The organism is Pseudomonas sp. IT-93MI4 (assembly GCF_949767635.1).
Classification (GTDB): domain Bacteria; phylum Pseudomonadota; class Gammaproteobacteria; order Pseudomonadales; family Pseudomonadaceae; genus Aquipseudomonas; species Aquipseudomonas putida_A.
Window position 1 is genome coordinate 88,640 of the sequence record NZ_CATKPP010000044.1, and the last position, 22,976, is coordinate 111,615.

Consider the following 22,976-nt stretch of genomic DNA (forward strand, 5'->3'; position numbering starts at 1 on the left):
GACAATCTCCGCAGCCCGGTCTGATCTGCCAGCTCGCAATGGCTTACTGGTCGATGGACAGCCCGATCAGCGCGCCGAGTTCCAGCAGGGGTTCCGTGGCCATCGCACTCATCAGCTCCTCCAGGCTAACGGTCACCGAGATTTCGTCAGGTAACGCAATCCCGAATGTCACCTGCTGTTGCCGTGCCGCATCAAGGCTCGTGGCATTGCGCAAGATGATGCTGCTTCCCGAATCGGGATCCGTCAGCAGCAAATGGCCGTCGGACCTCGAGACCAGCCATCGCTGCATCGGCTCCAGTGTCAACGCCAGATGAATGCCTGCTTCCTCGGCGTCGACAATCAGGCAATCAAGCCGATCCCAAGTCTGTCGGGCCAGTGAAAGGTAATCTGCAGATTTCGCAAACTTGAGTACCAGTGTATCGACGCCATCCGGAATCGCTACAATCCTGCCCGATGAGCCAATACCGTCGATAACCAGCGTATCTGCAATCCGGCTGACCGCTTCCACAGTCATCCATATATCGATGGGTTCAATGTCTTCACTGGCATTGCTGAACAGGCGGCCCGTTACAGGGTCATGCAGCACCAGGGTCTGATCGTTCGCCACGCCCAGATATTGTGGCCATTCACGTCCTGACACCGCGACACTGAGCAGACGGCCGGCTGCGACGTCATACCAGCTGCAAATATTATCGCTCCTGCCCGCAAAGAGGTAAGGACCGCTACGCTGACCGGCAAGCAGTCGCGCCAGCTTTTGCTCCCGCGCCTGACGAGACGCCAGGCCATTGAAGAATTCGACTTCTACACCGACGATACGCGGTGGCTCGCCATCGACCAGGTTGAACAGCACGTGGTCATGCCGGCGGACGTGCAGGCCGGCTCCATGGGGCACGGCCCAGGCAAAAGTGTCCCGCGGCATGACTCGCTGCATCGGGGCCAGCAAGTGCGCCTGCAGCAGACGTGTCCCCGAACCGAATGCCGCCGCCAGGCTTTCAGGCGCCATGAAGGGCTGACGATAGATTCGTCCGGATGCCCAGTCCATCATCCACGCCGCTTTTTTATCTGGCGTCAGCCTCAACACGCGCATGGCTTTGCCCGCTGTGTCGGCAATCAGAAATTGCTGATCCAGATAGATGACATACAGCGATGTCTTGCCCGTTGCATCGCTGATACCTCCGACTTCCACGCCATCGGCGGACTCGTTCTGAATGCTGGTCCCGACCGTTTCCCACCACTTGAACCCTTGCACAGTGCGCTGCTGGCGGGCCGACAGCCATGCGTGATTGAGTCCCACCAGCCGCGTCTGGCCGTCGTCATTCATCTGGAACAGCATGCCTTCGTCAGTGAGGATGACGTATTGTCCGCCCTGGCGGTGCACATGCTGCACCTCAAGGTGCAAGACACTTTGTGCAAACATCTCGGGCATCTGATCCGCTGCGCCGATGTGCTGTCGATAAACAAGGCGATGGCCGAGATGATGAAACAACACTGTATCGCCGCTTGATTGAAGCGGATCAAGCAGCACCCAATCGAGAAAGTCAGGTGTACCTTCCGTATTGCGCAGCACAGGCCGAATGACGCGCTCATCTTCACTGCGCACCCAGGCTCGGGTGGCTTTGCGCAAATTCTCGTCGAAGGTGTCGATCGTAATCATTGCGCCCAGTGTGAATTCCACTCTCTGGTCATCAAGTACCTCATGGTATGGGTAGTCGTGCCGTCGGAGGAAATCCGAAACATTGTCGCGTCCTTCACGAATGATCCACGGATGGTCTGAATTCATATCGGAGATCGCAGTAAGGGCGAGGTAGTCTTCACCGAGCAGGTAAGTCAGCTTGTAGAAGCTTTTCCACATGTCTTCAAAGCGCTGGACCACCTGCAGCAAACCCTCTGGCGTCGCCTGAATCGAAACAATGCAGGGTTTTTTTGATGAATGTATTTTCATCACCCGGTAAGTGCGCTTGATCTGCCCGGTGACCAGATCCGTACGCCAGATGATTCCCTGCGCCGGGCAGTAATAAAACATCTCCTCGCCGGTCTTCGGGCCGATGCAGATCTGCGCCGCATACTGTGGGTCCAGTCCGCGCACCAGGTGCATGGCATCTTCGGTGTGGTCGTACCAGGCCGTGGTACGAACACCAGTCAGGGCATCGTGATAGTTGCGGATGACCGTCGGGCCATCGGCCAGACGATGGGCGCGGGCGAGTTCGCGCAAATGCTTGCGTGTGGCCGGGCCGTCGGCATCGTTGAGCGCGTCGAGTTCAGCAAAGAGCAGCGCTCCCGTTGCCCAGCCAACCTGATAGAAGCCCTCCGCAAGTTGCAGGTACACGACACTCCTGGCGGGCACCTGCACCCGCATCGAGCCCAACTGAAAAGTATCCTGTTCCAGCTTCACCGCCGCCGCACTCACCCATGGGGCACGCAATGACCACGTCATTGGATCATCGGAGGAAACCTGCAGCCGCAACGACTTGACGCCCTCGGTCAGGGTGATCGAGCAGTGCCCGCCAGTGGCATCGATGTCATAGCAAAGGTAACCGTGCACCTCCTGCGGCAATGGGGGGACGTGCAGAAAACGCTGATCAGGGCCAATCGCAACACTGACGCGGGTTTCCTCGTAGTTGGGCACCATTTTTTCCATGATGTACTCGGTCGGTGCCTGGTAAAAGCTGAACCAGAATTGCCGCTTGCCTGCCAGCTTGTATTTTTCCAGTGCCAAAGCCGTTTCCATGTTTTCTGTGAGCGTTGTCGCAAATGGCAGACCTTCATGGACGAAGCCCAGAAAGCACTCCGGCACACTCGGCAGCACGACGCTTTCAATACCCGGCGCCATATCGAAGGAAATCGAGTCGCGAAGGTCGAGGGCCTCTCGAATGCTGAATGCCTTGCTGCGATCCCCGACGATCCTCGGCTTATGCAGAAAGGAGTAATCTTCCGCGGCGAAAATTTTGTGGCCGCCGAAGGTAATGAGCCCTTTGCGCAAATCAAGCCCGGTATAGACCGCACAAGGATTGGCAATGTAGGTATCGCCTTGCACCGAATGGCTTTGCGGTCGATAGGCCGAATGCACATCATTCAGATACCGGCCGATCCGTCTTCCACGTTCTGCCCTGGCGCTGAACCCCTCGACCAGGGCGCCGATGCCCACCGCCAGCCCGCCCAGAATCACCCCGGCGCCGCCGAGGAAGGCCGCCGCCGTGCCCGCACCGGCAACACCGGCGCCCAAAGCGCCAACACCCAGCGCCAGCCCAGCTGAATCGAAGGCCAGCTGCGTGGCATAGACCGCACGCTGGATATCGTTTTGGGCATTGACCAACAGATAAATGTCGAAGCCGATGCTGGCCAGCTGCAAAACGGTGCCGACACCTTCGTTCAAGACGCTGCCCAGCGCATTACTGACAATCGACGAGGTGGTTTTGGCCACCCGCAAACCGTCGGTAAAGGCATGACGCACCAGATTCAGCAGTTGTACTGCGTCGACCACCAGCCCGTGAGCCATCTGCGCGTAGGCCAGGTAACCGTGGATGCGCACTGCTGACGTCAACGCGGTCGACCCCATCCCGGACTCCGCGTTCTGCAACCCGAGCAGCAGGGCTTGAATGGCAAATCCGGCATTGAGCGTGTGCACCGCACCGACATCCGTCGGATCGATCACTGGCGCCCCCGCGCGTCTGCCGGACAACGCTTCAAACGTATCGCTCAGGTAAGACTTGATCCCTTGCAGGCGCGTGTCATCAGTCTGCACTGTGCGTGTGCGCTGCGGATCACTGGCACTGACCATGGTGATTTCGCTGCGCCCTTGCGCAGTGCTCTTCAGGGAGTCGAACACCGGAACGAAGTCACGAGACAGTTGATGCTGGTCCTGTAACCGCAGGGTCGCGCTTTCGATCGTCCGCGCCCACTTGTGGCTGTCCACACTGCTCAGCGCCTGTCCCAGACGCGCGTTCTCTGACAAGGAACGCGCGCGCAAGGCGGCATGCTGACTCCAGGGTTCGACGGCACGCCCGCCACCCAGCGGATCACTGCTGAGCAAATGCTCAACGCTAATTTCCGAAGGCAACGATTTACCGGCAATGCTTGCGCCGTCGAGTTCGATGACCTCGAAAACGCTGGCAGCCCCCCGTTCCAGACCATAAAGCCTGGCAATCACTTCCTCCTGCATGAAGCGCTGGACGCCTTGTTGCAGATCCTCGATCCGGGCGAACGCATACAGCCCGAAGTTGGGATCGTAGAAGCGATAGGATGTCTCGCCTTGCACCACAACCTTGCTCACCAGCATCGAATGATTGTCTGTGTTGAGCAGCAGGCTGCCGGCAGCGGTTTTCGCTTCCAGCGTCTGCATCACAGTGGCCAGGTTCGCCGCCGGTCTCTTCTCGCCGAATCGCGCCATGGGTACGCCACGCAACTCGTCCAGCACCTTGAGCAGGGCATGGGCTTGCGGTGCGTCGGGAGTGAGATTGGCAATCGCCAGTTTGCCGATCAACGCGCGCTCGGCCGAGGCGCCTTTCTCCAGCGCGGCGGCCATCACCAGCGCCAGTGGATAGCAGCGTCGGCCCGGATCCCCCGCACCGCGCAACAACAAATCCTGCGGCAATTGTCTGGCCGTATGCGCACCCGCCTCGAAGAACGTCTCGCGCACTGCCGCACCCCGCGCAAGGATCGACGCCCGGCGCTCATTCACGGCGGCGACCTCGACCCGACTCACGTACTCGCGCCATTGCCGCACGCTGATCGGTTCGGCAAATGCCTGCGCCTTCAGCACCCTGGAGTTCTGCCCGAGCGATTCGCGCTCCGATGCATTGACTCGTGCCTCCACCGGTGCAGGATCGCGATTGAGCAGTGTCTGTTCGATCACCTCGTAGCGCGCGACCAGGCCACGGTCGCGCGTATCTTCGGCAAAGGCGACGGTGGTTGCCCAGGCGTCTGCGAACCCGACCTGATCCAGTGTTGCGGCACCGAACAGGCCGCCGAACATCACCCGATGCAACGGGCTCAACTGATCCAGCGGCAACTTGCCCGCCGCGATGCGCGCCAAGGCCTCGTTGAGGTTACCCAGTGACTCGGCCCCCATGGACGTTGGAGCTTTGTCGACTGTCTGGTTCAGCACCTGCTGTCGAGTATCAAAGTCGAGGTGGATGGGAACGTTGAACGTCACATCACCGGTCAAGCGGTCATTCATGGCCCGTACAAACGGCTCACCCAGATCATCAAGCAGTTGCTGCAGGACCGAAGTCAGCAACACTGATTTTCCTTCTATGACCGGCCAGCCAAGTTTGAACGTGAGGGTCCGCTCTTTCAGCAAGTCGGCCAGATTACCGGCGTAGCGCGACTTGACCTTGCCCGAATTCCACTTCTCATGTTCTTTTGCCAGCCAGTCTTCGGGGGTATCCTTGACTGCCCAGCCGGAGATCATTTCTTCTTCGGTAAAGACGTTGAAGCCGTCGACCTGCTTCATATGATGGCGAATGTTGTTCAGCTGTTCACTCTGCAGTTCTCTTTCGACATAGCCGATTACACCGCCTTCAAGTGCGCCCGGACCGGTCATGTAGATGGTGCCCAAGGCGTCGAAACGAATCCCGTCCTGATAATACTGAGCTATGGCGCGTATGAGCTTCTCTGATGAATATTCACGCGATGTATTGGGCAAGCGCCCATCAGCCTGTGCTTCAGAGACGACCTTGATTGCAATATCATCGACTGACGACACATCTGCTGGCGTCACGCCTGCGAGTATCATGCGGCGCTCAACCTCATACAGGCAGTCATAAGCCACCCGGATGAAGTGCATGCTCGCATTGACCATCTTGCTGCCAGGATGAGCCAGAACATAGGCATTCATTTCCTTCGACGACGGATTGCCCCAGGCCGCGCCGCGCCCGATGGCATCCTGGGATAAAGACGTCGGCTGCGGCGAAGCGAAAATCTGCTCCACACCCGGCCTGCTCCGGGCAAATGCGCTCAGTGCCTCGAGATGCTCGGCGGGAATATGCCCGGTTCTGTCGACATAACGTTGCCGATCGCGCCCCGGCATCAAGGTATCGTCATGGTTGAGCAATAACTGCAGGACACCGATCTTCGCGTCTGTGCTGAAACCACTGATGTCCACGCCGCCCGGTCTCTCGATCAGCGGCGGCAAATAATCCATGTCGCTGTAACGCCCGCCCTCGAGAAACTCGGCCTGCAGTCGCACCACGTCACTGGCAGCAGCAAAGTTGCCGCGCATGGCGACTTCGCGCTGGTAGACGTCAGCCAGAAAATGACTGGCAAACTCCTGGCGAACATCGCGCAGGCGCAAGTCCTCACCCACCATGGCCTGATGCGAATCCAGACATTTCTGGCGGAAGGCTTCGAGCGTCGCACGTTCCTTGCCATAACCCCGCACCATCAGGTCGATCCGCGCCTCGTCTGCGCGTCCGGCCCAGCGTGGCTGATTCAGGTAGTCGAACATCTGCTGTTTGAGTACCCGTGCGCGGTCTTCGATCATTCTCGACAGTCCCGTCGGGGTTACCTTTTCGTCCTTTAATACCTTCATCGTGTCCGCACGGGCACTGTCGAGAATCACCCGATTCATTTCAAAGGCCAGCAGCGCATCACTGTCATACCAGAGATTGAATGCATATCCCTGCGACGCCAGTACCTTGCGCCAGATGTTCATGTAATCGCGCTGATTCGGCCCGACCTCACTGCCACCGACCCAGACAAAATGCATGATGCGCGGTATCGGTTTGCCAGCGGAGAGCATCTTCACAGTCGCACTCAAGCGGCGGTCGTAGTCGCCCAGTTTCAGGCGCAGTTTATTGACCTGAGCATCCGCGGCGTCCAGCTGTGGTGATTCAATCGCGTCCTTGAGCAATCTGATCGCTATCAATTGTTCTGCAAGACTGGTAGCCGCCGTAGCTCCGTCGTAGTACCGCAAAGGAGCCTCCCCCAGGCTACCGCTGACGGACTCAAGTTCTGTGCGCGCAATAAGATCGGCGAACACTCTGCCCATCGTGACTTCATCCATAGTGCTCAATGCAATTTCCTTTTTTTGGCCAAACGAACCCATCGCGACGACATGAACCGTCGCGACACGGAGAGAAAACAAACTTCAAAAAACCCAACGAAGACTTTCGTCAGGCCGGCACCGCTCCCAGCAACTGCGCCAGCGTTGTACTGCCGTCGGCATCATCGACTTCGACGATTTCCCGTAGCCTCTGCACCAGGCTCGATACCGGATAGGAACGCCCGCCCTCGAACCCGAGGAAGACGTCACCGCGCATCGCCGGATCCGCCGAGCACACATCCCGCAGGATCAGGCTGTGCTGGCGATCCGGGTCGACAATCAGCAAGTGCTCGTCGACAAACGACAGTTGCAGTGTTTGCGGTGCGTCCAGCGCCCAGACCAGCTTGCCGGGAATCGCCGGGATCTCGCCCAGCGGGTGACGGCAATCGACAATCACCGAGTCCAGCCGCAACCAGCAGGCCCTCGACAGGTGATACGTGACGCCGCCCTGCCCCAGGCGCAACACCAGACAGCTCACGTCATCAGCGATCAGTGGCAACAGGTCTTCAACCTTGTTCTGGCCCTCGACCACCAACACCTCGGCCTCGCGCCGCATGTATTCGAACGGGCCGATGCTCTGCTGACCGGGGTAGACGTGTACGCGGTGTGCCTGAAGTTCGTGCAACAGCACATGCCGATGGCGGGTGCCGAGCAATTCGCAATCGTCTGGCAGATCCTGGCCTGCTACACGAATCAGTTGTGCATTCGCCACGTCGTACCATTGCAGGTTGCCCGCGCCAGACTCCACGGCGATGTAGGGCCCATGCTCAGCGGTCTCCAGCAATGCCTGCAGAGACTCCGGCAAATGTTCCGCGTGCTCGCTGGCCCAGTGATGATCGACGCCGATGATCCTTTCAGCTTCCTGATATCGCAGCTTGAGTGACACGCCGTTGACCGATGTTCCGTACAGACCGGAGCCGTCATTGCGCACGGCGCTGAACCGCCAGTCGTCCCACTCGGCCTGCGGTGCCGGCAGCAAGTCGCTCGCCAGTAACTGGGCGCCGCTGCCGAATGCTGGCTCGAGTTGCCGGCTGTCGAAGAACCGCTGACTGCAGATCTCACCGCTGGCGACATCGAACAGCCAGACCGCCTGGTTGTCCGGTGTGACCCCGAGCAGGCGCATTTCCCGTTCGTGCCCCGGATCGCACAGCAGCAAGCGGTTATCCACATACCAGGCACACAGGCTGCGATCACCGGCGGCGTTGCGCAGACCCAGAATGGCGAAACTGTTGACCGGGTACTTCGCCGCCAGCGTTTCGAGTGCCTGCCACCACTGTGCGCGCCCCCTGAGCCAGCGCTCACTCAAGCCACCCAGATGCACTTCACCCTCTGCGGTGAGGTTGAAAAACAGACCGTCATCGGTCAGGGCCAGATACCCGTTCTGGACCGGCACCACGTCACTGAGCCCATCAGGCTGCAGCCATTGATGCGTCCATTGCGCTGGCCAGCGCTCGCTGCCAGCGGACGCGCTGCGTTGCACCTTGCACAGCTTTTGCGCCAGCCGGTCGTAGATGAAAAACAGCTCGTGCTCATCGTTGACCGGCAGAAGCAGCAGATCACCAAGCTGTTTGATCGAATCGACCCAGCCGCGGTCATGCCCGAAGGCAAACGGATGAATGCACAACAGGTCACGGCTGCGAATCCAGACCAGGTCACGTTTGCCCGGATCGAACGCCCAGCAGACTGACACGTAGGCGGCCGGTTGCCAGTCGAGGGTACTGACGCCTGCGCGTTCGGGCACCGGCGATAACGTGAAATAGTGACCAAGCACCGCCGTCCAATCCGTCAAGGTCGGGTTGGCGAACACTCGCTGGCCCAGCTCACGGTCAATCTCTCGGGTAACTGCCACCAGTTGCAGTTGGCCCTCATGGATCAGATAGTTGAATTGCGTGACTTGCCGATCGGTACCCAGCCATTGCTGTTCGATATGAATCACGCCCTGCGCATCGACTTCAATACGCCGAATGCTGCACTGCCCCTCCATGACAAGCAGACGATAGCGGCACTTGAGCAAACCGCTGACGGCATCGACCTGCCAGATGTCGTAGTTGCGCACCTCATAGAAAAACGCAGAATCGTCGACCACCGCCGCCAGCAGCATTTCATCGGCCGCCAGTACCTCTTCACTGCGGATGTACAGAAAACGATCCTCGGCAGCGTCGTACCAGGCCGTGGTGTGACGCGGCTGGCTTTCGGGCTCGAAAGGAATCGGAAAGTGATGAACTGGCGTGTAAGGCAGCACCAGCCGATGCTCCCGGGCCAGTGTCTGGTAATGCGTGAGGAGTGACTGTTCATTCTCCCCGGCTGGCGCGCTCTGCTCGATAATGTCCAGTCGTCCGTCGCTGCGGTTGACCTTGAACGATTGCCGCCCGGTCAGTTGGAGCATGACCTCATGCCGACCTCTGCCGCCGAACGTCACCTTCACGCCACCCACCGAAAGAACCCCGCCAACGTCGATCCGCACATCCCTCTCAGTGGCCCAGGCGGCTACCAGATTCCAGCGGCACTGCTGAAGGCTGGGGGACTGCAACTGGAGATTCACCCCGCGATTGAGGATCAGTGAACAGGCACCGCCCGCACCTTCGATGCGGTACGACACCTTGTCGTGCCAGAGCTGCGGCATCATTGGCACCGCCAGCGCACGCTCGTGGGCATCCAGCCGCACCTCGATCACGGTTGGCCGATACGACGGTGCGAGACGGTTGATGATGTAGTGCACGGGAAAGGAGTAGAACGAAAACAGAAACCGCCGCTGGCCAGCCGCATCCTTCTTCTCCAGCTTGCGGGCGGTATCGAAGCCGGTGTCGTGACGCAGCGTCGAGAAAGGGAGCGCCTTGTATTCGTAACCGTAGAACGTGGTCGGCGTGCACGGCAGGACGACCAGTTGCGTGGTCGGCGGATCGAAGTGGATGTAGCCGGGAAGTCCCAGTTCACGCCGCAGATCGAGCGCTTGTTGATCATCCGGATTGAAATCCGGCACCCCGAAATGGTCGCGCAGCCGATACACCTTCGGACTGTCGAGCACCAGCATCGTGCGATTGAAGTCCAGGCTCTGGACGACCAGCGAAGGGTGAGCGACCCACGCCCCGAGTCCGTCGTCATACCGATAACCGACACCCCGACAGGCCCGCTCCAGCTCATCGAAGAACAGCCCGACCTCCTGCGCCTGCTCAGCGATCCTGGCAAACCCCTGGGCCAGGGCCGCCACACCCACGGCCAGTCCGCCCAGGATCACCCCGGTTCCACCGAGCACGGCGGCCGCTGTTGCCGCGCCCGCCGTGGCAGCCCCCAGACCACCGGCGGTCAACGCCAGACTGGCGGAGTCGAAGGCCAGTTGGGTGCCGAATTGCGCGCGCTCGATCTCGTTGTCTGCCGTCGCCAATTGATAGATGTCGAAACCGACATTGGCCAGCCCCAGCACCGCGCCCACGCCTTCGTTGGCGACATGTCCCAGCGCCTCGCCAACCACCGGCGCACAGGTGCGGGCGATGATCTTCTCTTCATTGAGCGCGGTTTTTACCAGACTGATCAGGCCAGCGACATCCGTGACATTGCCATGCACCAACTGCGCGTAATTGACGTAAGCGTGCAAGCGCACGGCGGTGGTCAAGGTGCGGTCATCCCCCTCTCGTCCACGCAGGACGTTCATCAGTGCCTGGATGGTGAAGCCGGTATTGAGCGTGTGTACGGCACCCGCCTCTGCCATCTGTGGCGAGGCTCGGGTGCCCAGTGCCGAAAACTGCTCCGACAGATAATTTCTGATGCGCAGCAGACGGTGATCGGAGCTCACCACCTGCACCACATGCTCGGCCTGCGAGGGATCGATCAGGTTGATCCGGTACTCGCCGGCAGGCGTCATCTCCAGGGTTTCGAACAACGGCACCAGCGGTTTTGCCGCAGCATGCAAGTGCTGTAGAGCGTCAGTCGCCTGGGCAATCTGCTGTCCCCACCAATGACTGTCCAGATCGCGCAGGCTGCGCCCCAGGTGCGGATTACTGACCAGGGAATGGCCGCGAGCACTGTTCAGGCGCCGACGGATCGGTCGCTGTGTATGCTCCGGCAGCACATTGTCGGATTCCAGCAATTGCCCGACGCGCAAACCGCCGGACAGATCCAGCGCCGCTATCTTTTGCCCCTGCAGCTCGATCAGATCAAATGTCGGGCGCGCGTCGTCGCCATAGGCCGCATAGTATTTCGCCATGCCCTGTTTCTGGAAAAGGTCGGTCAGTGCCAGTTGGAGCTGGTCTGGCTGGCCGAACTCGAACACGCCGAAATTGGGATCATAAAAGTGATAGGTGGCGCGCCCACCATTGAAGGTTTTCGCCACCAGCATGGCGTGGTTATCCGAGTTGAGCATCAGCGTGCGCGAGCTGGCGAACGCCTCCAGCGTGGTGCCGAGCTGCTGCAGATCGACCCGCCCCAGCGGCTTGCCGATATCGTGCAACTGCACGCCGCGCAACTCCTCGAGCGCCTCCAGAAATACAATTGAATCGCGCTGCTGCGGCTCGACGGTGGCCAGAAAGAATCGCTCGCGCAAGCGTCGCGACGCCGCCACGCCGTGCTCCAGAGCAGCGCTCATGATCAGCGCCAGCGGGTAACAACGGCCACCGGGATCCCCTGGCCCCTGGAGCAACAGATCCTGCGGCACCAGTTTGACGTCACTGGCCTCGATTTGCCCCAGTACCTGACCCAGCCGCAGGATCACCTGCTCACGATGTTCGCGGGTGGCGATGGTCTGGATATGGGCAACATGACGGCCCCATTGAAACAGCGTGTGCGCCTGCGACAGCGCAGCTCGTTTCAACGTTAGCGCGCTGTCCGACGAGACCATCGGCTGGTCGACATGGCTGGCGAGACCGGCCATGAATTGCGGCGCCCGATGCTGATACAGATGGCGTTCAATGGCCGCATAACGCACCGATGCTCCTACCTCGGCAACGCTGTTGGCGAGGTTGTCGAGCTCGGGGGCAAGTTGCGTGAAGCTTGAGTTATCCAGTGAGCGTACGCCGAGCATCTGTCCCAACACTACCCTTTGCAAGGGACTGATCTGGAAGAACTGCAGCGAACCCTCGGCAATGCCGCTTAGCAACTCATCCAGCGCCAGCCCCTGAATCCGCGCATCACTGAGCGACGCCGGAGCTTGCAGAGTGACGGGTTGGGCCTTGATGGCCTGACGATCGTCGAACCCCAGACCCGGCCCTTCGGGAAAAACCAGCGGACCGTTATGACCTTGCCTCATCGCCGCCACAAACGGTGCACCGAGTCGGTCGATCATCCCTTGCAAGACCTCCGTCAATAACACCGGGCGTCCCTCGATGAGCGGCCAACCCTCTTCGAACAACACAGTCTGTTGTTTGAGCAGGGCAGCAACATCACCGCTGTAGCGGGCACTGAACTGTCCTTGCCGCCAACGCTGCTGTTCGTCGACAACCCATTGTTCATCATCGCTGGCGTTGTCTTTCCACGAGTGATCCTGCTCCTCCTCGGTCTTGTCGTTGATCATCCAGAGCGGCTCGATGGCAGTCTCGACGCGCACTGTTTCATCTTCGCGCGGGACGAAGTTGTGCCGTTCGTAATCGCGCATGCCAGCGCGCATCGCGGCCGGGCCAGTCAGAAAAATTGTCCATTCGCTCTGCGGGCGGATACCGTCTTCGAAATATCCAGCGACCGCCAGAATCAGTTCGTTCGCCGTTGCGTGTTCGATCGAGGACAGAGCGGCAATCGAGCCGCAGTTTTGCTCGAATACCTCGCGCGCAAGCGTCGACATGCCGTAAAAATCGCTCAGCGCAACGCCGCGCTTGGCCGCCAGTCGAGCCGTCAGGTCGATGAAGTCATAATTGAAGCGAAACCGGTCGATCACGCTTTTGAGCATCGGCGATCGGGCATGGGCCATCAGGAAGGAATTGCTCAGCGAGCTCTGCACAGCAACTGCCCGCAAGTCCTGTGGGCGGACGAGCAACTCGGCCGGCGCCTGGAACACTTCATTCAGCGCCGGTTTTTGTCGGGCAAACGTCTCAAGCGCGGCGCGGTGTTGCTCGGGAATGCTTGCCAGATAATCAGTGTACTGGTGGCGCAGCGCCTCGCGTGCAGGCATCCAGTGCCGATTGTGATCGAGCAGCAGTTGCAGAACGCCAACGCGTGACCGGGGATCAAACCCGCTGATGTCAACGCCTCCCAGAGTCTTGACCAGTGGCGGCAGATTATCGACATCGGCATATCCGCCGCCCTCTTCGTAAAGGACCTCGGCGCGCACCACATCGGAAGCAGCGGCCAGATTGCCGCGCAACCGGATTTCACGCTCGTAGATATCCTGTAATTGCAGCGGAGTATCCAGGGCGTTCAAGTCGCGCAACTGCAGGTCGTCTCCTGCGAGGTCCAGCAGACTGCGGCGGTTTTGCTCGATCAGCGCCTCCAGTTGCGCGGCGTCCTGCCCATAGGCACGGGCCAACAGATCGACGCGTGCTTCATCAGCTGAAAGTCCCCGCGCCAGTGCGGCATCGATATGCATGGACATCTGTTGTTTAAGGACGATGGCCCGTTCTTCGTACAGCGTGCCCAACTGGTCTTTGGAAATACTGTCGCTGCCATCTTGTTGCAGGGCGTCAGCCTTGGCCGCCTCGACGATCAGCCTGTTGGTTTGCCAGGCCAACAATGCGTCGCTGTCGTACCAGAGATGGAGGCTGTAACCTTGCCCGTTCAGCACCTGTTTCCAGAGGTTGAGATAGTCACGCTGTATCGCGCCCAGTCCTCCACCGAGCCAGACAAAGTGCAGATTCTTCGGCACCGCAGTCGGGGTGCTCTTCGCGTACGCCAGGCTGTTTTGCACACGGGTCTCGAAAGCCTGGATGCTGTTATAGATGCGCGACAACTGTGCAGGCTGGCTATCGGATTGCGAGTATTTATGTGGCGAACCGATCAACTGGCCGATCGACTGCTTGAGCAGTGCCAAAGGCTCGATCAGTCGTGGAGAATCGAGCAAGCCGATACAGGCAAAATAATAACGCCAAACTGACTGATAGGATTCACTGCCCCTGTACGCCGACATGGCCTGTTCCAGATCCGCCTGCTTGAACAGTTTGATGAATTTGACAAACCCGCTGGCGTCTTGAGTTCTTCGGTCCTGCATGAAAGTTGCTCCTTTGCCCTGACCAATAACGAAAGTGCCCGCTGGCACTTGCATAGCGGCCAAACTAACTTCTGGCGAATCGGAGCTCAAACTTCAAAACTTTCAATACATGTCAAAATCAACAACTAAAAAACAACTGATAACGCATGTAACGGCAACAAGTTATTTCTACAATCAATATATAAATCAAACGCACCCGAGCAGAACGCGAAATTATCAAGGCTGCAATTTCAGGTCTGCCTATCAGTATTCAAGATAAGTCGAACAGAATGTAAGCAAAGAGAAAGCTCTCACACAGAAGCGGAGCAGATCGTACAGGTCGCGTTGAACAATATGACGCGGTCAGATCCGGAAACAATCTGTGCGGGAGATCGCGGTTGGCGAGGCAGCAAGCTCCCTCGCCAACGGCTCAGGACTGGGGCTTTTCGCCGTACCAGCGCGGCGTGTAGACCCACTCGCCACCTTCAGCCTTGGGGAAGGTGCAAGTCGTTGAAGAGCCAACCAGCACCATGGTGCGCATGTCCACCTGATCCGGGGTCAGTTGCCCCAGTGTCGTCACGCGCAGAGTTTGCCCCGGGCGACCGATGTCGCGCCCCAGCACCACCGGTGTTGCCGCGCTGCGATGCTGCGCGACGATTTCCAGCGCACGCCCCAATTGCCACGGGCGTGCCCGGGAAATCGGGTTGTAGAAGGCCAGCGCCAGATCGGCCTCGGCCGCCAGATCCAGACGTTTTTCAATGATCGACCACGGCTTGAGGTTGTCCGACAGCGACATCACGCAGAAATCATGCCCCAGCGGCGCACCCGCTTGCGCAGCCGTGGCAAGCGAGGCGGACACACCCGGCAGGATTTCCAGCTCGACGCTGTGCCATTTCGGGTCGGTCGACTCGTGCAACGCTTCGAGCACCGCCGCGGCCATGGCGAACACGCCGGGGTCGCCGGATGAGACCACGATGACCGAACGCCCCTCGGCCGCCAGCCGGAAGGCGTGGCGGGCGCGCTGCATTTCTTCGCGATTGTCGGTGCAGTGCTGCACCTGATCATCGCGAAACGGGCCGGCCATGCGCACATAGGTTTCGTAGCCGAGCACATCGGTGGCCCGCGCCAGTTCCGCCTTGACCGCAGGCACCATCAACTCGGCAGCGCCAGGGCCGAGGCCGATCACCGCCAGGCGCCCACGTTGACGACCGATCTGCGCGACGTCCAGCGGCTGTTCGGCGCGCGCAATCGCCAGACCGTTGGTATTGCTGATCACGGCCTGCGGCAGTACCTGACGAGCCAACTCGCCGAGGTCTTTCTGCGCCGCGACAAAGCGCAGCGGCACCCCCAGTTCGAGGGCGGCTTTACGCAGTCTGGCCGACGCGATTTCAGTGTCAGCCGCCAGCAGACAGGCCAGCGACTGCTGCGCAACCCCGGCCTGCTGCAACGCGGCGCGCACGGCATGCGGCAGATCGTCCAACTGCGCACTCACCGCCACCGCCACACTGCGGGGATAGATCAGCAACTCGTTGGCGCTCGCGACACGCTCGGCACTGCCGACATGAATCGAGCGCTGCGCCTGCGGGTCTTGCGGCAACTGCGCCTGATCCAGCCACGGCGCCGCCCCTTCAATTCGCACGCTGTGCCCCGCCAGCAGATCGGAAACGAAACGCTTGCCCAGTTCCAGATCAGCCAGCGCATAACCGCTGGGTGGATTGAGCAGGCAGGTGCCAAAACGCAATTCGCCACTGGTGGTGATCGCCGCGGCGACCTGCAATGCGGCGGCGATTTCCCGGGCCATGACATTCACTCCGCCGAGGCCACCGAGCAGCGGCACCACGGCGCTGCCGTCTTCAGCAACGGCGAGCACCGCCGGTTCAGCACCTTTTTCCAGCAACAACGGCGCCAGGGTGCGAATGACAATGCCGGCCGCGCACAGGGCAATGATCGGCGTGTCTTGCTGATACAACTCACGCAGGGTCGCGCCGAATTCCTGATAGCTGCAGTCGGCGCCTTCGACGCGTCCGGCGAGGCCGTGGATCTGCGCTGTCGGATACAACTGCTGGATCCGCCGTGCGGTGGCGAGCGCGCCTTGTCCGAGGATGACAATGGCCGGTGTGGATGGCGTCATCAACCTTGCCACCGTTCGCCCGGGACGATGATCAGCGAGAAGTACGGCGAGGACATCGGCTCGACCTGATCCAGCGGCACGATCTTCTGATTGGCCATGGTCGCGCGTTCGACGTACAGCGCCCGCTCGGCCAGACCGAGTTCTTCGAGTACCGCACGGACCTTGGGAAAGTTGCGCCCCAGTTTCATGATCACCGCCGCATCGGCGTCGGCCAGACGGCGCTTGAGATCCTCATGCGGCAGCACGCCGGAGAGCACCGACAGGCTCTGGTTGCGATACACCAGCGGCGCGCCGAGCACCGAGGCGCCGCCGAGCATCGAGCACACGCCCGGTACCACTTCGGCTTCATAGCGCGTGGACAACCGGTCATGCAGATACATGTAGGAGCCGTAGAAGAACGGATCGCCTTCGCAGATCACTGCAACGTCGCGCCCGGCGTCCAGATGCGCCGCAACTTCTTCGGCGGCATCATCATAGAAATCGCTGATCACTTGCTCGTAGGACAGCGGCGCCGGCAGCACTTCGGTGGTCACCGGGTACACCAGCGGCAACAGATTCTGCGCGTCCTGCAGGTGCGCCTCGATAATGCCGAAGGCATTGCCCTTCTTGCCCTTGGCGACGAAGTACGCCACCACCGGCGACTCGCGCAGCAGGCGCAGGGCTTTGACGGTGATCAGTTCCGGATCACCGGGGCCCACACCGAGGCCGATCAAACGTCCTTTGGCCTGCATCATTCGATCTCCGTGGCGAGGGCATTGACTGCTGCGGCGGCCATGGCGCTGCCGCCGAGCCGGCCTTGCATGATCACGAACGGTACGCCGCGACTGTCAGCCGCCAGCGCCGCTTTCGATTCGGCAGCGCCGACGAAACCCACCGGGAAGCCGAGGATCAGCGCCGGTTTCGGTGCCCCGGCGTCGAGCATTTCCAGCAGATAGAACAGCGCGGTCGGCGCGTTGCCGATCACCACCACGCTGCCTTCCAGATGCGGACGCCACAGTTCCAGCGCGGCCGCCGAGCGGGTGTTGCCCAGCTCACGGGCCAGCTGCGGCACGCTGTCGTCACGCAAAGTGCAGATCACCTCGTTGTTGGCTGGCAGACGGGCGCGGGTCACGCCTTCGGAGACCATCCGCGCGTCGCACAGGATCGGCGCACCGGCCGCCAGCGCATCGCGCCCGGCCTTGCCGGCACCTTCGGAAAACTGCAGACCATCGACCGCCTCGACCATGCCGCAGGCGTGGATCACCCGCACCGCGAGTTTCTCCAGATCGGCCGGGATGCGCGCCAGATTGGCCTCGCTGCGAATGATCGCGAAGGAGTTGCGATAGATCTCCTGACCGTCGCGGATGTAATCAAGCATCAAGGGGGCTCCGTGAGCGGGCGTCGAGCAGGATCGCGGCCGCTTCAATAGTAAGGTTGCGTGCGTGCAGCGTGCCAAAACCCGGCAGCGTTGCATCGCGAAAATAGAGGTCGTAGTGACCGGGGCTGACCGCCAGCAATGTCGCCGGTGTGCGATGGGCCGCAGCGCAAGAGCGCGGGCAACCGGACAGGTGCACGCTCTGCGCCTGTGGCAATAGCGTCGCCAGCAGCCGCGCGTCGTGTTTGGTATCGGCCAGGCCTTTGCCGCAGCCGCTGGAGCCGGTGCAGGCAATCAGTCGGGACAACGGCTCGCTTATGTCGGTCAGCCAGTGCAATTGCCTCAGGTGTTGCAGGACTCGCCCCGCGTCGGCGGGCTTCACGTTCGGCAGCAGCAGACTTTGCCAAGGGGTGAAACGCAGGCTGCCATCTCCGAACTCGCGAGCCAGCTGGGCCACGCCCCGCAGCATGGCCGGATCGAGACGGCCGAGCGCCGGCACCACACCGACATATACCCGGTCGTCAGCGTTTTGCGCGTGAACACCGATATGCAGCGCATCCGTCATCGGTGTGCGCTGTCGAGCGACGGCAGCTTTGATCGCCACGCGTTCGCGCAATTGTTCGAGAAACGCCAGCAGCGGCAGTTCATCGAGCAAATGGCGCATGCGGGTCTGCTCCGGCCGAGCCAGCTCAAGGAACAACTCCAGCACCGCGACCACCAGTGCATGGCCGTTTTCCACGCTCACGGCACCGGCCGCACGATCGGTCGGGCAGCCGGCCAGACCGAACGCCAACAACACTTCACCGTCACGTTCGAACGCCGACAGCCACAGATCATGCGGATGCTCGAGCATCGCCAACGCCTCACCGCCGTCCAGCTGCACGGCGAACTTGGCACTCAACTGGTGAAAGCGCGGATGCGTCTGCAATGTTGCCAGAGTCTGTTCGGCCAAAGGCCGGGTATCGAATAGCAACTGCCGATCGATCCCGGCACTCGGGCTGAGCATCAGGTTGCGCACATCGTCGCCCGCAGCGGTTTGCGGCCCCAACCCGGCGGCCAGCAAACTGTCGACCAATGCCGCGGACTGCTCGCCGATGCCGCGAATCTGCAGATTGGCGCGGTTGGTCGCCTCGATCGCGCCACTGGCAAAACGCTCGGCTGCATCGGCCACCGCGTCGGCCTGATTGGCAGTGATCGAGCCGCCATTGAGCTTGATCCGGCAAATGCCGCCGTCCAGCGCCTGGACAATACGCAGCAACCCCGGACAAGCCGAGGGGCGCAGAGCGGTGGACATTGAGCGTTCGTTCAAGGGATGACCGGCTGACGGGCAGCGCTGTGGTGGGCGAAAGGTCGCCATTATGCCTGCTTTGCCCGAGCGCATGAAAATGCCTGCCGGTCGGAAACTGCGGCTTTTCAGAGTTCGACCTCCTCAAGGTCGGGCACGCTCTCGCGAATCGCCTGATCTACAACGTCCCGGTTTTTGTCGATGTCCCGTCGATTGATCACCATTCTTCTGGCGCGGATGTCCAGTTGCGACATCGGTTGATGGACCTGCCAGAACAGGTAGTTGGTACTCAACACCAACTTGAAAAAGCGGATATGGCTGAGCAACACAACCAACTCGCCGTTGGCGTTCTGACTGACCGGCACAATGTGCGAGGTGAAGGTTTTGCCACTCATGGCGGTAAACTTTTGCAGTAGCGCTACATCTTTTTCAAGCGCTGCCAGCCCGGCTTCAACCTGCGCTAATTGAACGCGCGCGAGCAAGGGTGCTGTCGACCGCCGCCACGCCTCCTGCACACTTCCGGAAAACGCCTCCTGGACCAGCACCACCGGTTTCTCCTCCTGTTCCCAGCCACATGACCACAAGCCTCCGACAAAGTAATCGAACCACTCTGCAGGCTGAAGACTGCTGTCACAACGGCTGTCCGCCGCGATCTGGGCGAGATAAATGCAGTTCCTCACAAATCTGTTATCGGCCTCTGCCCGCCCCTCCAGTCCGGTGAACAACATATTATTAACGGCAACTGCATTACTCTGACTTAAACGTGTAGCTGAATTGATATCCATATCGCCCCCTGCCAACTTGGCACGTATTAATTTTATAGCTTCATTGCGCCAGACTTATTAAAAAGAACTGACTTGGAATCAAACTAACAAAAACGGAAGTTGAAAAAATCACTATTACTCGACATTAAGTTTCCGCGTTGTTCTCGACACGCCGCGACGACAGACCTGCGTCAGGTGCCGGCAGTCGCGTTATCATGCCGCCCGTGAAGATCTACTCAGGATTAAGGAACGGCATGACACCCTGGCTGACGGTTGTGGGAATCGGTGAAGACGGCTTCAAGGGCCTGGGCAAAAACGCCCGGCGCGCCCTGCTGGCTGCTTCGCGGATCATCGGCGGCCAGCGGCAACTGGACTTGCTGCCGGTGTGCATTCGTGGCGAACGCACTTTGTGGCCGAGTCCGTTTTCCCTCGCGCCGGTATTGGAGCAGCGCGGCCGAGCGGTGTGCGTGTTGGCCAGTGGTGATCCGATGTTCTACGGCGTCGGCGCCAGCCTCGCGCGTCACGTGCCGAGTGTCGAGATGCTGATCCTGCCCGCGCCCTCTTCCTGTTCGCTGGCCGCCGCCCGGCTCGGCTGGCCGTTACAGGAGGTGGCCATCCTCTCGCTGGTGGCGCGACCACTGGCGGCACTCAATGCGCAGCTGTTCAGCGGGGTGCGCCTGTTGCTGTTGAGCAATGACCGGCACAGTCCGGCGGCAGTCGCGGCGATGCTGCGCGAGCGCGGTTTTGGCGGCAGCCGCCTGACTGTGCTTGAGCATTTGGGCGGCGATGCCGAACGGCGCCTCGAAAGTACTGCCAATGACTGGAATGACCCGGCGATTGCCGATCTGAATGTGATCGCCATCGAATGCCTGGCCGATGCGCAGGCACCGCGCCTGTCACGTCTTGCCGGACTGCCCGATTCGGCATTCCAGCACGACGGCCAACTGACCAAACGCGATGTCCGCTCCATCACCCTAGCCCGCCTCGCGCCGATCCCCGGCGAACTGCTGTGGGATGTCGGCGGCGGTTGCGGCTCGATCGGCATCGAATGGATGCGCGCGCACCCGAGCTGCCGCGCGATTGCCATCGAGGCGGACGAAGGCCGACAGGCCTTGATCGAACACAACCGCGACGCGTTGGGCGTGCCCGGTCTGCACTTGGTGCGTGGCCGTGCGCCGCAAGCCCTCGCCGGACTGGAGCGACCCGACGCGATCTTCATCGGCGGCGGCGTGACCCGTGAAGGCGTGTTTGAAACCTGCTGGGAACAACTCAAACCCGGTGGTCGACTGGTTGCCAACGCCGTGACCCTGCAAAGTGAAGTCACTCTGATGCACTGGCGCGAACGCCACGGCGGCGAACTGACCCGAATTCACGTGGCCCAGGCGCAACCGCTGGGCGAGTTCGACACCTGGCGTCAGGCGTTGCCGATTACCCTGCTGGATCTGGTCAAACCCCTCGATGCGTGACGAAACCGCCGAACAACCCGCGCCCCTGCGTAGCGGTCTGACCACCGGCAGCTGCGCCACCGCCACCAGCCTCGCCGCCGCCCGCCTGCTGCTCGGCGGTACGTCGGCGGATGCGGTGCAGATCGTTCTGCCCAAAGGCAAACAAGTGCAGATGCGCCTGGAGTTCTGCCGCCTGACCGAGGGCGGCGCCGAGGCCGGGACGATCAAGGACGCCGGCGACGACCCGGACGTAACGCACGGTGCGCTGCTCTATTCGCACGTGCGGCTGCTGGCCGAGCCGGGGATTCGCTTTGTCGCGGGCGCAGGTGTCGGCACCGTGACCCGGCCGGGGCTGGTGCTCGGCGTCGGTGAACCGGCGATCAACCCGGTGCCACGCAAGATGATCAGCGACCACCTGACGCTGCTCGCCACCGAAAGCGCTTATGCCGGCGGCTTCGAGGTCACCGTCAATGTCGAGGGCGGCGAGGCGCTGGCACTGAAAACCATGAACCCGCGGCTGGGCATTCTCGGTGGTTTGTCGATCCTCGGCACCAGCGGTATCGTCCGGCCGTTTTCCTGCGCGGCGTACATCGCCTCGATTCATCAGGGCATCGACGTCGCCAAAACCAATGGCTACCTGCACATCGCCGCGTGCACCGGCAACGCCAGCGAAGACACCATGCGCCGGGTCTACGACCTGCCGGAAATCGCCTTGATCGAAATGGGCGACTTTGTCGGTGCGGTGCTCAAGCATCTGCGCAAAGTGCCGGTGGATAAACTCAGCCTGTGCGGCGGCTTCGGCAAGATCAGCAAACTGGCGGCCGGGCACATGGATCTGCACTCGCGGCATTCGAGTATCGACCTGCCGCAACTGGCTGAATGGGCGGCGGCGATTGGCGCTGATCAGGCGTTGCAGCAGAGCATTCGTGAAGCGAACACCAGTCAGCAGGCCTTGGCGATGGCCAGCGCGGCGGGCATTGCCCTCGGCGATGAGGTCTGCCGCCACGCGCTGAATTTCGCCTGCAGCGTGGTGCCGGCGCAGGTGCAGGTCGAGGTGTTTGCGATTGATCGCCAGGGCGGCATTGTCGGCCACGCCGGAGGTTTTGCATGAAACGCATTCTGTTGCTTGGCGGCGTCACCGAGGCGTTGGCCATCGCCCGTACGCTGGGGCCAGAACACATTTACAGTCTGGCCGGCGTGGGCCGGGTGCCGACCGACCTGACCTGCCAGGTGCGCGTCGGCGGCTACGGCGGGGCCGAAGGTCTGGCGCAATTCATTCGCGCTGAAGGCATCGACCTGCTGTTCGATGCGACCCACCCTTACGCCGCGCAAATCAGCCACAACGCCGCCATCGCCGCACAACTCGCCGGCATCCGCTGCTGGGCCTTGCGCCGCCCCGCATGGCAGCCGCAGCCGGGCGACGACTGGCGTGAAGTCAGCGACTGGGCCGAACTGATCGAAGCCCTCAAACCGTTCCGCCGCCCGCTGTTCACCCTCGGCCGCGAACCGCTGCAACACCTCGACGAAATCCCTGCCAACCAGTATTGGACCCTGCGCGCCCTCGACGCTTATCCCGGTAACGAACGCTGCGAAGTCATCGGCGCCCGTGGGCCGTTTCTGCTGGAGGATGAACGCGCACTGTTCGAACGCCGGCAGATCGATGTGCTGATCAGCAAGAACAGCGGCAGCACCGCGACCGAGCCGAAACTGGAAGTGGCGCGGGAGTTGGGGGTGCCGGTGATGGTGTTGAAGCGGCCGGTATTGCCGGGAGTTGATCGGGAGTTTCTGACGACGTCTGAAGTCCTCGCTTCCCTGCTTACGTCAGAATTTTCCTGATTTCGAATTTTTCT

General features: G+C 61.0%; 10 protein-coding genes. 3 read left to right on the forward strand and 7 right to left on the reverse strand.

Going from position 1 to position 22,976, the window contains the following annotated elements; translation table 11 throughout:
- Window positions 1-43: 43 nt before the first annotated feature.
- From ACM6I7_RS17310 to ACM6I7_RS17340, 7 genes are all read right to left on the reverse strand, one after another.
- Entirely contained in the window at window positions 44-7,003 is a 6,960-nt protein-coding gene (locus ACM6I7_RS17310) for a TcdA/TcdB pore-forming domain-containing protein (RefSeq protein ID WP_414889036.1), read from the reverse strand.
- A gap of 109 nt (window positions 7,004-7,112) precedes the next feature.
- Complete coding sequence (locus ACM6I7_RS17315) at window positions 7,113-14,168, reverse strand: TcdA/TcdB pore-forming domain-containing protein (RefSeq protein WP_414888939.1); 7,056 nt, start codon at window positions 14,166-14,168, stop codon at window positions 7,113-7,115.
- A gap of 409 nt (window positions 14,169-14,577) precedes the next feature.
- Entirely contained in the window at window positions 14,578-16,278 is a 1,701-nt protein-coding gene (gene cobJ, locus ACM6I7_RS17320; RefSeq protein WP_414888940.1) for a precorrin-3B C(17)-methyltransferase, read from the reverse strand.
- A complete protein-coding gene (locus tag ACM6I7_RS17325) occupies window positions 16,278-17,012 on the reverse strand; it encodes a precorrin-2 C(20)-methyltransferase (RefSeq protein WP_371917839.1) in 735 nt (244 codons plus the stop codon). Before ACM6I7_RS17325 ends, cobJ begins: the two co-directional genes overlap by 1 nt.
- Window positions 17,009-17,635 (reverse strand): precorrin-8X methylmutase, encoded by a 627-nt coding sequence (locus ACM6I7_RS17330; RefSeq protein ID WP_096794809.1) that lies wholly within the window; start codon window positions 17,633-17,635, stop codon window positions 17,009-17,011. Before ACM6I7_RS17330 ends, ACM6I7_RS17325 begins: the two co-directional genes overlap by 4 nt.
- Window positions 17,628-18,926: a precorrin-3B synthase gene (gene cobG, locus ACM6I7_RS17335; protein ID WP_414888941.1), complete on the reverse strand. Its 1,299-nt coding sequence runs from the start codon at window positions 18,924-18,926 to the stop codon at window positions 17,628-17,630. Before cobG ends, ACM6I7_RS17330 begins: the two co-directional genes overlap by 8 nt.
- Before the next feature lie 119 nt (window positions 18,927-19,045).
- A complete protein-coding gene (locus tag ACM6I7_RS17340; RefSeq protein ID WP_414888942.1) occupies window positions 19,046-19,702 on the reverse strand; it encodes a hypothetical protein in 657 nt (218 codons plus the stop codon).
- Window positions 19,703-19,935: 233 nt separating this feature from the next.
- Here ACM6I7_RS17340 and cbiE point away from each other — a divergent pair, with 233 nt between their 5' ends.
- The 3 genes from cbiE to ACM6I7_RS17355 are packed head-to-tail and all read left to right on the forward strand — an operon-like array spanning window position 19,936 to window position 22,962.
- Entirely contained in the window at window positions 19,936-21,147 is a 1,212-nt protein-coding gene (gene cbiE, locus ACM6I7_RS17345; protein WP_414888943.1) for a precorrin-6y C5,15-methyltransferase (decarboxylating) subunit CbiE, read from the forward strand.
- Window positions 21,140-22,237 carry a cobalt-precorrin-5B (C(1))-methyltransferase gene (locus ACM6I7_RS17350; RefSeq protein WP_134785333.1) on the forward strand — a complete coding sequence of 366 codons (1,098 nt, stop codon included), beginning with the start codon at window positions 21,140-21,142 and terminating at the stop codon, window positions 22,235-22,237. Before cbiE ends, ACM6I7_RS17350 begins: the two co-directional genes overlap by 8 nt.
- Window positions 22,234-22,962 (forward strand): cobalt-precorrin-6A reductase, encoded by a 729-nt coding sequence (locus ACM6I7_RS17355; RefSeq protein WP_414888944.1) that lies wholly within the window; start codon window positions 22,234-22,236, stop codon window positions 22,960-22,962. Before ACM6I7_RS17350 ends, ACM6I7_RS17355 begins: the two co-directional genes overlap by 4 nt.
- Window positions 22,963-22,976: the final 14 nt, after the last annotated feature.

Excerpts from the sequence above, each read along its gene's own strand:
- ACM6I7_RS17330 (WP_096794809.1), bottom strand. The coding sequence starts at position 17,635 with ATGCTTGATTACATCCGCGACGGTCAGGAGATCTATCGCAACTCCTTC.
- cobG (WP_414888941.1), bottom strand. The coding sequence starts at position 18,926 with ATGTCCACCGCTCTGCGCCCCTCGGCTTGTCCGGGGTTGCTGCGTATT.
- ACM6I7_RS17340 (WP_414888942.1), bottom strand. The coding sequence starts at position 19,702 with ATGGATATCAATTCAGCTACACGTTTAAGTCAGAGTAATGCAGTTGCC.
- ACM6I7_RS17310 (WP_414889036.1), bottom strand. The coding sequence starts at position 7,003 with ATGGATGAAGTCACGATGGGCAGAGTGTTCGCCGATCTTATTGCGCGC.
- ACM6I7_RS17315 (WP_414888939.1), bottom strand. The coding sequence starts at position 14,168 with ATGCAGGACCGAAGAACTCAAGACGCCAGCGGGTTTGTCAAATTCATC.
- cobJ (WP_414888940.1), bottom strand. The coding sequence starts at position 16,278 with ATGACGCCATCCACACCGGCCATTGTCATCCTCGGACAAGGCGCGCTC.
- ACM6I7_RS17355 (WP_414888944.1), top strand. The coding sequence starts at position 22,234 with ATGAAACGCATTCTGTTGCTTGGCGGCGTCACCGAGGCGTTGGCCATC.
- ACM6I7_RS17350 (WP_134785333.1), top strand. The coding sequence starts at position 21,140 with ATGCGTGACGAAACCGCCGAACAACCCGCGCCCCTGCGTAGCGGTCTG.
- cbiE (WP_414888943.1), top strand. The coding sequence starts at position 19,936 with ATGACACCCTGGCTGACGGTTGTGGGAATCGGTGAAGACGGCTTCAAG.
- ACM6I7_RS17325 (WP_371917839.1), bottom strand. The coding sequence starts at position 17,012 with ATGATGCAGGCCAAAGGACGTTTGATCGGCCTCGGTGTGGGCCCCGGT.